Origin of the sequence: Paenibacillus sp. FSL H8-0283, assembly GCF_045040675.1 — a bacterium.
Taxonomy (GTDB): Bacteria; Bacillota; Bacilli; order Paenibacillales; family Paenibacillaceae; genus Paenibacillus; species Paenibacillus amylolyticus.
The window spans coordinates 3,950,638-3,964,117 of record NZ_CP150295.1; the positions used below are offsets into that span (position 1 = coordinate 3,950,638).

15 protein-coding genes and 1 riboswitch are annotated in these 13,480 nt (G+C 44.6%); of the genes, 3 read left to right on the forward strand and 12 right to left on the reverse strand.

Features of this window, described 5'->3' with window-relative positions; translation table 11 throughout:
• Nucleotides 1-51 precede the first annotated feature (51 nt).
• From MHI52_RS17645 to MHI52_RS17660, 4 genes are all read right to left on the reverse strand, one after another.
• Entirely contained in the window at nucleotides 52-1,398 is a 1,347-nt protein-coding gene (locus tag MHI52_RS17645) for an amino acid permease (protein ID WP_340982302.1), read from the reverse strand.
• Between the two features lie 643 nt (nucleotides 1,399-2,041).
• Nucleotides 2,042-2,935 (reverse strand): aldo/keto reductase, encoded by an 894-nt coding sequence (locus MHI52_RS17650; protein WP_340030565.1) that lies wholly within the window; start codon nucleotides 2,933-2,935, stop codon nucleotides 2,042-2,044.
• A 134-nt stretch (nucleotides 2,936-3,069) separates the two neighbouring features.
• Entirely contained in the window at nucleotides 3,070-3,843 is a 774-nt protein-coding gene (locus MHI52_RS17655) for an SDR family NAD(P)-dependent oxidoreductase (protein WP_282321118.1), read from the reverse strand.
• A 296-nt stretch (nucleotides 3,844-4,139) separates the two neighbouring features.
• Entirely contained in the window at nucleotides 4,140-4,628 is a 489-nt protein-coding gene (locus MHI52_RS17660; RefSeq protein ID WP_036613700.1) for a GNAT family N-acetyltransferase, read from the reverse strand.
• A gap of 178 nt (nucleotides 4,629-4,806) precedes the next feature.
• Here MHI52_RS17660 and xerS point away from each other — a divergent pair, with 178 nt between their 5' ends.
• Nucleotides 4,807-5,913, forward strand: a complete 1,107-nt coding sequence (gene xerS, locus MHI52_RS17665) for a tyrosine recombinase XerS (RefSeq protein WP_076250271.1) — start codon at nucleotides 4,807-4,809, stop codon at nucleotides 5,911-5,913.
• A gap of 248 nt (nucleotides 5,914-6,161) precedes the next feature.
• Here xerS and mobB read toward each other — a convergent pair whose 3' ends face one another.
• Together mobB and glp are read right to left on the reverse strand one after the other, a co-directional pair.
• Nucleotides 6,162-6,695, reverse strand: coding sequence for a molybdopterin-guanine dinucleotide biosynthesis protein B (mobB, locus tag MHI52_RS17670; protein WP_405157364.1), 534 nt, complete (start codon nucleotides 6,693-6,695; stop codon nucleotides 6,162-6,164).
• Between the two features lie 6 nt (nucleotides 6,696-6,701).
• A complete protein-coding gene (gene glp, locus MHI52_RS17675; protein WP_405159399.1) occupies nucleotides 6,702-7,991 on the reverse strand; it encodes a gephyrin-like molybdotransferase Glp in 1,290 nt (429 codons plus the stop codon).
• A gap of 198 nt (nucleotides 7,992-8,189) precedes the next feature.
• Between glp and MHI52_RS17680 the strand changes: the two genes are divergently transcribed.
• Nucleotides 8,190-8,480, forward strand: a complete 291-nt coding sequence (locus tag MHI52_RS17680; RefSeq protein ID WP_155985109.1) for an HNH endonuclease — start codon at nucleotides 8,190-8,192, stop codon at nucleotides 8,478-8,480.
• Nucleotides 8,481-8,594: 114 nt separating this feature from the next.
• Here MHI52_RS17680 and MHI52_RS17685 read toward each other — a convergent pair whose 3' ends face one another.
• From MHI52_RS17685 to MHI52_RS17705, 5 genes are all read right to left on the reverse strand, one after another.
• Entirely contained in the window at nucleotides 8,595-9,335 is a 741-nt protein-coding gene (locus MHI52_RS17685) for a DUF4247 domain-containing protein (protein ID WP_017688102.1), read from the reverse strand.
• An 11-nt stretch (nucleotides 9,336-9,346) separates the two neighbouring features.
• Nucleotides 9,347-9,853 carry a DUF4178 domain-containing protein gene (locus MHI52_RS17690; RefSeq protein WP_076317633.1) on the reverse strand — a complete coding sequence of 169 codons (507 nt, stop codon included), beginning with the start codon at nucleotides 9,851-9,853 and terminating at the stop codon, nucleotides 9,347-9,349.
• 23 nt (nucleotides 9,854-9,876) lie between these two features.
• Nucleotides 9,877-10,278, reverse strand: coding sequence for a DUF350 domain-containing protein (locus tag MHI52_RS17695; RefSeq protein ID WP_036613690.1), 402 nt, complete (start codon nucleotides 10,276-10,278; stop codon nucleotides 9,877-9,879).
• Nucleotides 10,279-10,373: 95 nt separating this feature from the next.
• Nucleotides 10,374-11,045 carry a PspA/IM30 family protein gene (locus MHI52_RS17700; RefSeq protein WP_076210133.1) on the reverse strand — a complete coding sequence of 224 codons (672 nt, stop codon included), beginning with the start codon at nucleotides 11,043-11,045 and terminating at the stop codon, nucleotides 10,374-10,376.
• A 111-nt stretch (nucleotides 11,046-11,156) separates the two neighbouring features.
• A complete protein-coding gene (locus tag MHI52_RS17705) occupies nucleotides 11,157-11,498 on the reverse strand; it encodes a hypothetical protein (protein WP_405157365.1) in 342 nt (113 codons plus the stop codon).
• 153 nt (nucleotides 11,499-11,651) lie between these two features.
• On the opposite strand from MHI52_RS17705, the gene MHI52_RS17710 reads away from it, so the two are divergent.
• On the forward strand, nucleotides 11,652-12,443 hold the full coding sequence (locus MHI52_RS17710; protein WP_405157366.1) for a polysaccharide deacetylase family protein: 792 nt from the start codon (nucleotides 11,652-11,654) through the stop codon (nucleotides 12,441-12,443).
• A 107-nt stretch (nucleotides 12,444-12,550) separates the two neighbouring features.
• On the opposite strand, the gene MHI52_RS17715 is transcribed toward MHI52_RS17710, so the two are convergent.
• A complete protein-coding gene (locus tag MHI52_RS17715) occupies nucleotides 12,551-13,225 on the reverse strand; it encodes a 3D domain-containing protein (protein ID WP_405157367.1) in 675 nt (224 codons plus the stop codon).
• 2 nt (nucleotides 13,226-13,227) lie between these two features.
• Nucleotides 13,228-13,422, reverse strand: a riboswitch (cyclic di-AMP (ydaO/yuaA leader).
• Between the last annotated feature and the right edge of the window lie 58 nt (nucleotides 13,423-13,480).

The following is a 13,480-nucleotide window of genomic DNA, read 5'->3' on the forward strand; positions in this document are numbered from 1 at the left end:
AAGCACTCATTAATCCGTTGTACGACCTCCACGAAAGTTGCTGAGAGTTGCTTATGGTTTGGATGGTGCTGACTGCGATGCTTTCGAGCCACGTACCTTATGAACAACATACGTGATGATCCCAAGGAACACCAAAAGTCCCACACTTGCCAGCAGACCCGTTCTGCTGGCTTTTTCCATCGCTGTCCCAGCCACAGCAGCCACAATTAATACTATGGCAATCCACACTTTGATGTGATTCCACTTCACGGGCTTCATTTTTTTAATGTACGTGATGCAGATAAGCAGCCATGTATACATTAATACCAGACTACCTGCTGTCGTCACATATTCAAACAAACTCTTGGGCATCCATAATGCCATCAACGTAGACAGGACTAATCCAGCCGCTGTGCAACACAATGCCTGAAGTGGCATGTCCTTTTTTCCCCAGGTCTTCGTGAACAACTTTGGTGCATCTCCATCTTCCGCGAGTTTCACCAACATGGACGTAATGGCATATAACGAAGCCACCATTGTCGAGAATCCGGCTATAATCAGAATTCCGTTGAGAATGTGGACCACAACAGTGAATCCAATGGTTGACATGGCTTTGACAAGCGGACTTTCATCTGGAGTTAACTGAACTGAAGGCACAAGCAACAGGATCAACGCAATTGCAATCACATAGAGTGTACTCACAGTCAATAGCATTACTCGACCTGATTTCACTGCATCTTTTGGTTCTTTCAGGTTAGCTGCCATCAAACCCATAACCTCGATCCCGGCAAAAGCAAAGAATGCATAGATGAAACCGGTCCATACGCCTTTACCTCCATGCGGGAACCATTCATTCTTCAATTGCTCGGGTGTGACTTTTACAGGTAACCAACCCAGACAAGCCGCTCCTGCTATAGCTATAAATGCAACCGTTGCAGCAAGTTTGATTACAGCAAGAATATTCTCCGTTTTGGTTAATCCCTTCGCTCCCAGTGCAGCAATGAACAGACCTATAGCGGCATAGATCGCAACAAATGCCCATAGCGGAAACTTGGGAAACCAGAATTGAGAGAACAGCCCAAGTGCCGTTAATGAGCTGCCCATGATGAGCATTTCAGAGACCCAGTACATCCATCCACTACCAAAACCAGCCCAAGGTCCGAATGCTTCGCCCGCATACGTTCGAAAAGCGCCTTCCTTTGGATCTTCTGCGGTCATCTGAGCCAGCGCACCAAATACAAAGTAAGTACCTGCCGCAGCCAGCACCAACAATATAAGTACGGATATGCCGGCCCAATGAATCGCCAGACTGGTCCCTAGAAAAAATCCCGTTCCCAGTGTGCAACCCGCGCCAAACAAGGATAGGCTGACCCAACTTAGTTTTTCGTCGTCGTTTTTACGGTGTTGCTTACTTTTCATGAAGCTCCTCCTTCTGCCTTATCCCCTTACGATTTACAGGTCATGGAGGTTTTATGTCTGTATTACCAAAAGAATTATTATTAGTTTACATAATAATTATTATTAGTTTACATAATAATTAATATGTTAAAATTATTCTGATAATGAATTTAAGCTGTATGCTTTTAGAGATTATTCATAAAGATATATTTTCAATTTGATTTAAACCCGCAAAAAAGTGGTTGACTTCAATCGCTTATAATGGTTTTCCTTTAAACTTGGTGGTGCGTCAATGTGGCTATATGAGAGATGGTAACTAAGGTGAGAAAATGATCTTTCTATTGTGAATTTTTCATATGTTGAAATATTATAACTCAGTCGTTATTTCTTTTAAATTGAATGTAGATTGCCTATTTTTCGTATTTTCTCAATATCTTCGTCGTTTTTTATAAATTTAGTCGCTTATAAGAAGGGATATTTCCTGGGATTTTTCCTCTTTCATCCTTTGTCACCCGTTTTGAACTAAGCTGACGTATAGACATTATTCCCTAAAATTTTTCGCAGCCCCTGATCCGAAAGTTGTTGTGAATTTTTCATATGTTGAAAATATTTTATGCTGGTCATAAAAAAGCCGCCATATGGCGGCTTCGCTAATATTTCTGATTTAAGTCCGGCCAGTCCAATCTGCTCCGGCGATTTCTTTCCATCGTGCTCTAATTTCATCATACAATTCCTGTGGGAGTTGCCCTTTAGCCACAAGATCAGCATTTTGCTGCCAGCGATTGGGCTTGGCTGTTCCTACAATAGCTGTGTCTACACCTTCGGTACTTAGCGTAAAACGCAGTGCTGTTTCCACCGCTACCTGGGCATCTTCACCCAGAAAACCATAGTTCAGTTCACTTAAGCGCTTCCAGTATATAAATGGATAAGCCTCTTCTGAAAGTGTATCATACGTCCAGGCCGCATTGGCAATTGGTCTTTTGGCGATGACACCCATGTTTCTTTTTCTTGCCTCAGGCAACGTAAGATCAATTGCTTCCTGATCTGCGATATTTAATGAAGTCTCCAGGCTGTCAAATACTCCGGTCTGAATCGCATATAGCGCATCTGTTGTATCCCCACTGTATCCGATAAACCTGGTCCTACCTGATTCCTTGGCACGCTGTAGCACTTCGATCACTGCTCCTTGTCGGAGTACTTCTTCGGAGCAGCTATGCAAATGGATAACATCCACATAGTCCGTTTTCAGCCTTTTCAGACTACGGTCAATCGTTTGCTCCAGTACTTTGGCATCCCAATCCGGACCTTCGATCCCGGCAGCATGTCCACATTTGGTGAACAAATAGTAGTCATCACGCCGATGTGACAACACCTCGCCGATTAATTCCTCGCTGTCACCGTAACATTCAGCCGTGTCTATCACGTTTAATCCAGCATCCAGGGCACTATTCAGCAATGTTGCTACATCCGTTTTGGATACATTTTTTCCTATTTCCGCTCCGCCAAATCCAAGTGTACTTACGTTCATGCCAGTATTACCGTACTTGCGCGTTTCCATGGTTATCTTCCTCCAAGTTCAGTGAATTGGGTACAGATAAATAGAAATACAGATTAACTTCAACTTCCCTTATGTTATTACCCATGATTTGGTTATGCCACCCACTTTTCCAAACTGCAACCAACTTCATTTATTTAAAAGCCATAAATGGACATTCCACCGTCAACCAATAACGTCTGACCCGTTATGTATCCCGCTGCATCTGATGCCAGGAATACAACCGGCCCTACCACTTCTTCCAGTTCTCCCACTCGCTGTAACGGTGTACGGCTTACAATTTCCTGCAAATAATGGGGATCATCCAGCAACTTTTCAGTCAAAGGTGTTCGGAAATACCATGGCCCTACTGAATTGACACGGATTCCATACTTGCCCCATTCCAGTGCGAGAACTTTGGTCATATGAATTAATGCAGCTTTGGTCGCACCATATACAACCCCTGTCCGCAAAGCCGTATGCCCACCTACCGAAGAGATGTTAATGATCTTCCCAGTCCCACGTTCTTTCATATGCTGTCCCGCTAATTGCGAAGCGAAGAAAGCCGATTTTAAGTTTGTCTGCATGATGGTCTCCCACTGCTCGTCTGTTACTTCAAGTGCTGGTGTCCGTATGTTCATACCTGCGTTATTCACCAGAATGTCCAGGCTACCCATCTCCGAGATCGCCTCTTGAAACGTCTCTTCCATTTGTTCTTTTGATGTCACATCCGCAGTCAGAGCGAGCGCTTTACGCCCTGTCTGTTCATAGATGTAGGCTGCTGTCTCCTCAATTTCTTTCATCGTTCGGGATACAAGTACAACGTCACTGCCTGACTGGGCAAGTCCAATCGCAATTGCTTTTCCGATCCCTCTCCCTGCACCTGTCACCAGTGCTGTCTGTCCATCGAGATGGAATGTGGGTACGTTCATGTCACTCACTCCTTCATCAGATTTATAAGTTGAACTAAAGATTATTTACACTGACACTACGATGACAGAATAACCTTCCAATCGCTGTTATCCCCAGATTTTTTGATTCCCTTTTCTGAAGGGGAAAATCCGGGGATAGCGTATGCTTCCGATGCAGCTTTCTTTCAGAAAGCTTTTAGGCGAACGCTTCGCTTTTTCAGGTTTTTTCTGTCCTCTCCGTTATCGTGTAAATGATTAGTTCAACTTATATCGCAATCATGCAAATGCTTCTATATGTAGGTAAACCCTGATGGGAATCAGGTTACAAAATACTGGCTTGGATTGCCCAGTTCCGGATGGAACTTTTCTCGAAAGCGGCCTCCGGTATAATCCCCTATAATTTTTCGCCAGAACGCCTGCGCAATAACATTGTTACGAACCTGGGTCACTTTCCATCTTCCTGGAAAACGTTTGAACAGCTCGTAGGCTGCCCGAGTGCCCACCCCACTACGCCGATATTTTTGCATCACAAAAAACTCAGTCAAATAGTAGTCATTATCCTTACTACCAGGCTCCAATTTCTCCACCAGAGCAAACCCTGCAGGTGCCCCATCACTTGTAATCAAAAAAGGAAACTTGCGGTCCTTTTCTGCCCAGAATGCCTCCAGACCGGGATATTCCGGAAAAATGCCGTTACTGTCCACATCAATATTCAGGTATTTGGTAAAATCATATAAATAAAATTGCATTAAATGCCGAATCACCTGACTGCGTTCCCGGGGAACCAGTTCTATTTTCATATTCATCCGGTTCACCTCCTCTGCTTTACGTATACTAATTACTTTAAAGGTTTACGCGCCGAAGGGCAAGGAAGCATACCCTACTTACTGCCTGCTTTGGTGAACAAGCTATGAGCATGTAAATTATGGTACACTAGAGCATAGAATACTATTAAATTGAATATTCATTTTATATGTTTTTCACATGGAGGTGTCGAACTTGACCAACGTGCAAAAAGAGATTGATCGACGCAAGCTGGATGACAAACTACCTTCCATGCCTTGGTTCGTTCAGCAATTCATGGACTACAAGCTGCCTGACCTGTCCCCCTCTACCCTACTCGAATATCTGAGAGATTACGAAGCTTTCTTCGGATGGTTGCGAGCAGAAGGGCTGTCCGAGGCAAGCTCTAATAAAGAAGTTACCTTGACTGAACTGGAAGTCCTTCGCATGGATTCGGTTACCGCCTATCGGTTATTTCTTACAACCAAACGGGAAGGAACCAATTCCAGAATTACCGTATCTCGCAAGCTCTCTTCCCTTCGCTCCCTTTTTCATTACCTGAGCCAGATTGCGGAAGATGAAGACTTTTATCCTTTGCTGAAGCGGAACATTATGGCCAAAATCGAGATCAAGCGTACCCATAAACCCAAGGACACCGCTGCCAAACTCAAAGGTAAAATCCTGGAGGAAGAGGAATTGCTGGAATTTATCGGCTATATTCTTGAAGGTTACGCTGTCGATATGGAGAAGAACAAGCAGGCCCTATACTCCCATGAAATCAACAAAGAACGGGACGCCTGTATTGCCAGCCTGATTCTGAATTCCGGCTTACGGGTGTCGGAAGTTGTGAACCTGAACGTCGATGACCTTGATCTGAACAACAAACTCCTGTATGTCTATCGCAAAGGTAACAATGATGAGACGTACAAAACTCCCGTTTATTTTAGGGAACAGGCCAAGGACGAACTCGCAACTTATATGAACCTGCGGCAATCACGTTACCGCACGCCCAAGCGGGAGAAAGGTCTGTTCATTGCTTTGCGTAACGGAGATTCAGAAGGAAGTCGAATGACCAAAAGAGCGATTCAGGCCATGATCATGAAATACGCCAAGCGCTTTGGCAAACCCTACTTGACCGTGCACAAATTACGCCATTCATTCGCAACCGACTATTATTTGCAAAATGATATTTACAAAACGAAGGAGCAGCTTGGACACGCTTCTACGGAAACGACCGAGATCTATGCTCACCTTACCGACAAAACGATGTCCGAAGCCATCGAACGCCGTACTGACGACGGGATGTAACATCCCAAACATAATAAAAGCAGCAAACCGCATCAAGGATTTCGATCCGAGAAAGGTCTGCTGCTTTTTTGTTTTTTTGCATCATTCAAGAAGAAAAGCATAAGTAGAAACAATTCTAGTTTACATAATAAATATTACGTTATATTTAAAAAAGAATCAATCACGCTCTCTGTACATTCAATCATATCCAGCGATCATAATATCCTACTTTTTTAACGTTTCTACGATTAGACTTCACCATTCTGCCTTCACTTGCTTTCAACCATCGCAAACAACGCTTTGGCTATATCCTCCGTTTCATGAACCGAGTACCATGTTATCTCTCTGCTTACGGCGCTCCGCTCTATAAACTGCTCTGAAGGTAGCCATGAGATTATACCCACTACCCCTTCAAGCTGATCAACCAAGGTCAGATCTTTCTCTTCTCGAACCATCACAAATTTGGGATAAGAAACATTCTTGAATCCTTCAACAACAATCCAATCATAATCCGATAGATAGCTCAGCATATCCTCCAGCTTGGTTGCCTGTCGCTCCATAATCGCAGTACGTTTCTCTGACATGATAACCACCGCCGAAGCCCCAGACTCTCCAAATCGATAAGAATCCGTTCCTTCTTGATCCATCTCAAAATGGTCATGTCCATCATGCTTAATTGCTGCTACTTTAAGTCCCATAGAAGAAAAGTGCCCGATCAGCGCGGCTGTCAGGGTTGTCTTACCCGTGTTTTTGTATCCAACAATCTGTATGATATGTGGCTTTGTATCACTCATTGTAGTCATTTACCACTACCTCACATGACCTGAGGGCAGTTTGAGAATACGTACCTGCTCACCCGCAGGAATGCCTTTTTTCTCAGGTGGAACAACAATCAGGCAATCACTGTCCTTAATGGTGATCATCACGCTGGATTCATCTACACGGGCGGCAGCCGGTATCGCGTACACCATGCCGTTGCGGATCTCTGTGCGTCCACGGACGAACCGTGTGAAATTATTAACTTTGGTGTACTCTTCTTCCAAGATCGCAGTCCATTCTTCCATATAAGGATGAGCATCCGCCTGCATGGAACGAATGGTTGGACGAACAAACAGACCAAAACCTACAAAACAAGCCCCCGGGTTACCCGAAAGTGCAAAAAGCAATTTATCTTTATATATAGCAGCTGTGGTCACACTGCCTGGTCGCATCGTCACTTTGTTAAACAACATCTCCACATGTTCTTCCAGCACAAGTTCGCCCATAATATCATAATCCCCAACGGATACACCGCCTGTGGTCACTACGATATCATTATCTTGAATGGCTTCTTCCAGTTTGGCCCTTGCCGTATTCACATCGTCTGCAATAGAACCGTACATCACAGGTTCTCCACCTGCCTCTACAACCAGAGAGCGCAGCATGTAACTGTTGCTATTCCGAATCCGACCTGGTTGTAATGGCTCATCTACATCAAGCAATTCCGTGCCGGTTGCGAATATCGCTACCTTTGGACGTTTAAATACAGGAACTTCTGCTATGCCAAAAGTAGCTAACACAGACTGCTCTCCTGCCCTGATGATCGTTCCTGCTTCGAGCAGTTGCTGTCCCTCTTGGACTTCCAGTCCGATTGGGGTGATATTAGCACCCGACAATATGTGCCGTTTCAATGCAATCCATTGTTCTCCGTCCTCTACCTTGCTCTCGGTCATCTCCATCATGACTACCGCATCCGCACCTTCCGGTACCTGTGCACCCGTCATGATGCGAGCAGTTGTACCTGAAACAATGGTGTGATCCGAGGTGTAGCCGCAAGGAATTTCATCAATGACTCGAAACCAAACCTGATGATCACTCGATGCATTTATGGTATCTGTACTTATAATCGCGAATCCATCCATACCCGATCTCCGGAAAAATGGATACGGATGGGGTGCCTGAATCGTCTCTGCAAGTGTGCGGCCATGAGCAGATTCAAGATGAACTTTCTCTATGGAGCCTACAGTAACTCTTGCAGCTATTTTGGCTTGGGCATCCGGTACCTGTACAGCTGTACGATTGAATTTGGCAGTTGTCATATCATGTGAATGTGAGTTCATTTTCAAAAGTATTCTTACCTCCTAAAGACTATCATCCTTTAAGAAAGTGTAGCCCGAATACTGTAAGATAACAAGTACATCACTTATTGATCCTGTGACAAATCTTATTTCTTACAGGTGTAACATTCCTTGACCTATGTTCAACATGAAAGGCATCTTGTCTGCCCATAATATAAGTGACAAAGGGAGGCGATGATCATGAGTAATCGATGTGAATTATGCGAAAGAGAACCTGTGAACACGACCGTTCATCATCTGACACCCAAAGAAATGGGCGGAACATTTCTGCCAACGGCCAACCTGTGCATCCCCTGTCACAAACAGATTCATTCGCTATACACCAATCGCGATATTGTAACCCTTGGTCTCACGGATCTGCAATCCTTGAGACAGGATGAACGAATGATTCCATTTATCCGCTGGATTCGCAAACAGCCTGCTACAACGATTCCCCGCGTACGCAAGTCCAATCATGTTCGCAAATCGTAAACCAAAAAGAACAGTTCCAAGGTAATTGCGCGGATAGTGATAAATCCGTCATACCTTTTCCTGTTCTTTTTGGATTGTACTATATGTTGGGCAGCCAAACTTATAATTGAATCATTATCTACGCCTCTTAATTCGGCCGCCGCCCACTCTGGTTTTTGGTTTTTTGTAGGATTTCTTAGGTGAATCAAACAACCCACCACTGCTCTTGTTGCGATCAATGGTTCCCTTGCTCTGATCCTTGTTGCGGTTGAATAATCCTCCGCCAGATCCCACGCTTGAATCTTTATCGCTTCCGCGCCTTGTAATCGTACCTTTCCGATCAACAGTAATAGGTGGAGCAAGCTTCTTGTCATTACTTGTTGGTGCACGATAAGATCCTGCACTCGGTTTATACGTATCTTTATTGGTATATCCTCGATAGTTGCCATAACCTCGCCCACCAAAAGAATCGAACAGATTACCAATTAATGTAGCGGTGAGGTAACCTTGTAAAAAAGATGAATCGTAGTTCTGCCGAACATATTCCTTGGAGTCCACCTCAACCAATGTATCCTCCGGCTTGTTCGGGTCTTGTTGCAGGTGATAATACTCGTCCTGATACACGAGGAACATACGCTCTGTATTCTCTGCCGAGATTTGATCCGGTTGCCGCTGGTCAGACAATTCCTGTGCCACTTCCGGAACGGTACGGTCCGAAGCCCGGTACACATAGGACGTTGAGTTACCACTGCCGTTAACCGATTCAAGCGGATATGTGTCCTGAACAGAAGGCGCTGCTCCGCACGCGGACAACAGAGACATGACAAGGCTGAGGACCAGCATTAATTTTAATCCATGTGCCAAGCGTTTTTTCATTGGAACCTCTCCTAGCTCGAACGAATCACTTTGATATCCGCAGGAAGAATGGACTCACCCTCATACAGTGTAAATCTTCTGTCTTGCCACTCCACACGAAGAAGCATATTATCATCCGACTGATACTGCCATACCAATTGTTCTCCAGCCTGGCCATATGGAGTTCTACCTGCCGTTGATACCATGCCTCCATACTCTTCCTCCAGATGATATGCGCGTCCATCCAGATCCAGCAATGTAGGCACCTCATCAGGTGCATCAAGCCTGCCATCAATTGGTGTATATAGGGCGTAACGTGTGAGTTCCCGTTCTTCGATATGCAAATATCGAAATGCGGTACCATCCTGCAGTGTGAGCACAACTGCATTTCGAGCACGATTTTGCACCCGACCAACGACTTCATAGGTGACCAGAGAAACCTCACAGATATCACCAGGTGCAAGCTGAAGCATCGTTTTCTCTGCCTGCGGTGGTTCAGGTTTCGTTAGTATTCCTTTAATTCGTTTCCATACACTCATGAGAATTACTCCTGTTCCTTATCTTATAAACAAGCTGCAATAATCAGTGCGCCCACGATATGTAAAGCGCCAGAGAACAACCCGTACCCTGTCTTCCCTTGCTGAATTCCCGTATCCAGATCCAGATTGGCCCATTTGCGAATCATAAAGTGTACAACACTCTCCAGAATCAACAAAATGATAAAGGATACAACGGAGACCAGCAGTGCTTCTCCCAGGTGACCGGCCGTAGAAATGGACGTAGCGAGTACGTATCCTTGTGCAAATAATTTCATAACCATACGTGTAGTAACGGCCATATTGCCGGCCTTAACTTCAGCAAAATCCTTATATTTCGTGAACAGTGAATCAACATACATCAGGACAAACAGCAAAACCGAACCAGATCCGGTCCAGACCAGCATCGCCAAAATGTTCAAATCCATTTACACAGCCCCCACATATCAACATGAACCGCATTTAAAAGCGAAGGAGAAATACTCTTCTCCTCCGCTGGTTAACCTTGCTGACAACCAAGGTATTAGTTCTTATTATCGTACTGTTTCATCAATGCTGCGAGTTCATCTTCAACAGCCTGATCTTTACCCAACTTCTCGAACTCTTCATCCAAAGATTTTCCTTTGGAAGACATTTCGTTACTTGCTTCGGCCTGTGCTTCCATCTGCATCATTTTCTCTTCCATACGCTTCATACCAGCACTTGCAGTATCAGAGCCAAACCCATTCAACGCTTTGTTGATTTCCGTTTGGGCTTTTGCTGCATTGTAACGGGCTACCAGTGTTTCACGTTTGTTCTTCATTTGAGTCAACTGCTTACGCATCTCGTCGAGCTTGCCACGCAGGTTATCTGCAGAAGCCTTGTTTTGGTCATAGCTGGTTTTGTACTCAGCCATCTTCTCTTCAGCAGCCTTTTTCTCTTCCAGGGCACGTCGAGCCAAATCCAGATTCTGAGCACGTGCCGCCGTATGCGCCTGCTCTTCACGTTTCTTCACAAGAGCTTCCTGCTCTTCGAATAACTGCTTGAATTTCTTCTCAATGGCGATCTGTTGAGCTACTGCTTTCTCCGCATCTTCCAGATCCTCTTGCATGTCACGGATATATTGGTCCGTCATCTTGATTGGATCTTCCGCCTTGTCAATAATGGCGTTGATGTTAGACATAGTTAGATCACGCAAACGTTTGAAAATGGACATTATGTTATTCCTCCTAGTCGATATTACATCGTATATAAACATACATACGTAACAATCTACAACTCGTTTCAATTTTAGCAAATAAAATCAAAACATTCGATGGCTCTTATGTCAGGAAGATCGTTTATCTTTGTTCAGATGATCCTCCATCAACCTCTCTGCAGTCTGCACGATTTCGTCGATCTGCATCCGCATGATGGAATCAAAATGGATACCCATGATCACCGTAACGGTTACTTTCAGCTGCATGGCAGCCTTTCGGGCAAGCCGCTCACACAGCTCTTGTTCTTTATGCCCAGGAATATGTACTGTCGTCCCGCTTACGCGCTCATGATCCACATAGAACGTGGCTACGGCGCCAATATGCGCCTTTCCTCCGGTAACGAGAAAAACCTTATCTTCTCCTGCTTCAATCACCTGTAAACGTATGGATTTCAAATCAAATGTACTCATCCCCATCCACCTATCCTTTTCTATATGTTATATATGGAGGAATTATGGCTGTCATGAGCTAAATCGGCAATGAAACTTCTCACACTGCGCATATTTTATGGAACCCCCGGGCATACCAAGGAGAACGTCATTTTGGAAAAGGAGGCCGTTATTATGCGCGTACGCCTCATTATGCTGATGGTTATCGTTATTTTTCTCGGGGGATCTCATGCTCCAGTTTCATCGCAGGATGTTTCAAGCCCGCCAAGTGAATCCGTATCAGGTTCGGATTCTGCGGAAGAAGAACAACTGACATTGGGACAATTACGTCAAAAATATGCCGATACGTTCAAAACCAATGGTCCTTCAACCAAGAAGGTTGCACTGACTTTTGATGATGTACCTGATCCACGATTTACTCCACAAGTACTGGATGTATTGAAGAAATACAATGTCAGAGCTACATTCTTCATCGTGGGTAGTCGTGCTGAGAAACATCCGGATCTAGTGAAACGCATTGTTAAAGAAGGGCATATGGTTGGTAATCACAGCTACAATCATCCTGAATTCAGTAAGCTGTCGATGAATGCCTTTCGCAAACAAATTTTACATACCGGGGATATTATTCAACGTTTGGCGGGTTATACGCCCAAGATGATTCGGCCACCTTATGGAGACATTAATGAAGAACAGCTGAGATGGGCTGCCAAACAACACTATAGCATTGTGAACTGGAACGTAGACTCCCTGGACTGGAAAGGCCTTTCAAAGGAACAGGTGAAAGATAACATCCTGTCTGCCGTGAAACCTGGCTCCATCGTTCTGCAACATGCTGGAGGCGGTGTAGGGTCAAACCTGAACGGCACGATTGAGGCTTTGCCTGAAATTATTGAGGAACTACGTAATCGGGGATATGAACTGGTCACCTTGGACGAAATGTTGGGATTGCCAAAGGCCAAAGATTAGGACGACCGTGATAACAAATAATGAGAATATTAAAAGGGTGCTGTTCAATCGCGAATTAGCGACTGGCAGACACCCTGTTTGAATTCATTTTAAATGTTATTTTCTCTCTACTTCAGAATGTACAGCTCGATATCCTGAAAACCAAATGAACTTACAGTCTGTTTGCTACCCGGGATAAAGATATCAATCCGGTGACCCTTGATTGCACCGCCCACATCCCGCGCTGTGGCTACAAAAGCCTGTTTTGGCAATCCTGGATGGCTGTGACCAGTTACCAGTACTTTGGTTCCAAGTGGAATTACACTTGGATCCACTGCAATCGTACCCAGTTCAAGGTCATTTCCGAAATAATCGACTGCACCCCAGCCTCCATTTTCAGACGGATCTGCAGAGTATGCCGTTGCTTTTACGTTCACAGCTTTGCTGTAATCGAATGTCTTACCCCAGGCTTGAACAACTTTGTTATCTGCGTTGACGTCCAAGCTTGCTGTAGTAACAGTCTTCGCTTGGGTCTTTCTCTCCGTTGCCGCAGCGGCTGCTACATTGTTTGCCTTACCGGGAATCGTAATTTTCAAACCACCATAAATGTTGTAAGCCGAAATGTCGTTGTTTGCTTTAATTAACGTGTTGAGTGCTACTCCATATTGTTTTGATAAGGTGTAGAAGGTATCCCCTTCTTTGGCCACATGAACTGAATCGGCGTGAGCCGGAACGGCTTGAATGAGCATTGCTGTTGTCATTAATGCTACTGCTGTTTTGGCTATACGTTTCTTGTTAATCATGGTCTTCCTCCCTCATTGTGCCTGCGAAGTTAGTTGTCGGATTCGGATGAGGAGCCCACCCTATAGGTTCTTCGTTACATTTGAAACGTTATGTACCCAATTCACCCCAAGCAGTGTGCTGTAGATCTTCCCCCTGCACAATCTGCATCGTTACATCCCCCGCACTCCCTATCCGGAAGTTTCGGCAGAGTTCAATATATCACAATTTTGTAACCTGAACTTGTAGTAATTCTTACCAAATGGTTTTTAGCATGT

Bases quoted from the DNA above. Each gene is read 5' to 3' on its own strand.
- MHI52_RS17710 (WP_405157366.1), top strand. From the start codon at position 11,652: ATGCGCGTACGCCTCATTATGCTGATGGTTATCGTTATTTTTCTCGGG.
- MHI52_RS17660 (WP_036613700.1), bottom strand. From the start codon at position 4,628: ATGAATATGAAAATAGAACTGGTTCCCCGGGAACGCAGTCAGGTGATT.
- MHI52_RS17715 (WP_405157367.1), bottom strand. From the start codon at position 13,225: ATGATTAACAAGAAACGTATAGCCAAAACAGCAGTAGCATTAATGACA.
- MHI52_RS17705 (WP_405157365.1), bottom strand. From the start codon at position 11,498: ATGAGTACATTTGATTTGAAATCCATACGTTTACAGGTGATTGAAGCA.
- mobB (WP_405157364.1), bottom strand. From the start codon at position 6,695: ATGACTACAATGAGTGATACAAAGCCACATATCATACAGATTGTTGGA.
- glp (WP_405159399.1), bottom strand. From the start codon at position 7,991: ATGAACTCACATTCACATGATATGACAACTGCCAAATTCAATCGTACA.
- MHI52_RS17655 (WP_282321118.1), bottom strand. From the start codon at position 3,843: ATGAACGTACCCACATTCCATCTCGATGGACAGACAGCACTGGTGACA.
- MHI52_RS17645 (WP_340982302.1), bottom strand. From the start codon at position 1,398: ATGAAAAGTAAGCAACACCGTAAAAACGACGACGAAAAACTAAGTTGG.
- MHI52_RS17700 (WP_076210133.1), bottom strand. From the start codon at position 11,045: ATGTCCATTTTCAAACGTTTGCGTGATCTAACTATGTCTAACATCAAC.
- MHI52_RS17680 (WP_155985109.1), top strand. From the start codon at position 8,190: ATGAGTAATCGATGTGAATTATGCGAAAGAGAACCTGTGAACACGACC.
- MHI52_RS17695 (WP_036613690.1), bottom strand. From the start codon at position 10,278: ATGGATTTGAACATTTTGGCGATGCTGGTCTGGACCGGATCTGGTTCG.
- MHI52_RS17690 (WP_076317633.1), bottom strand. From the start codon at position 9,853: ATGAGTGTATGGAAACGAATTAAAGGAATACTAACGAAACCTGAACCA.
- MHI52_RS17685 (WP_017688102.1), bottom strand. From the start codon at position 9,335: ATGAAAAAACGCTTGGCACATGGATTAAAATTAATGCTGGTCCTCAGC.
- xerS (WP_076250271.1), top strand. From the start codon at position 4,807: ATGGAGGTGTCGAACTTGACCAACGTGCAAAAAGAGATTGATCGACGC.
- MHI52_RS17650 (WP_340030565.1), bottom strand. From the start codon at position 2,935: ATGGAAACGCGCAAGTACGGTAATACTGGCATGAACGTAAGTACACTT.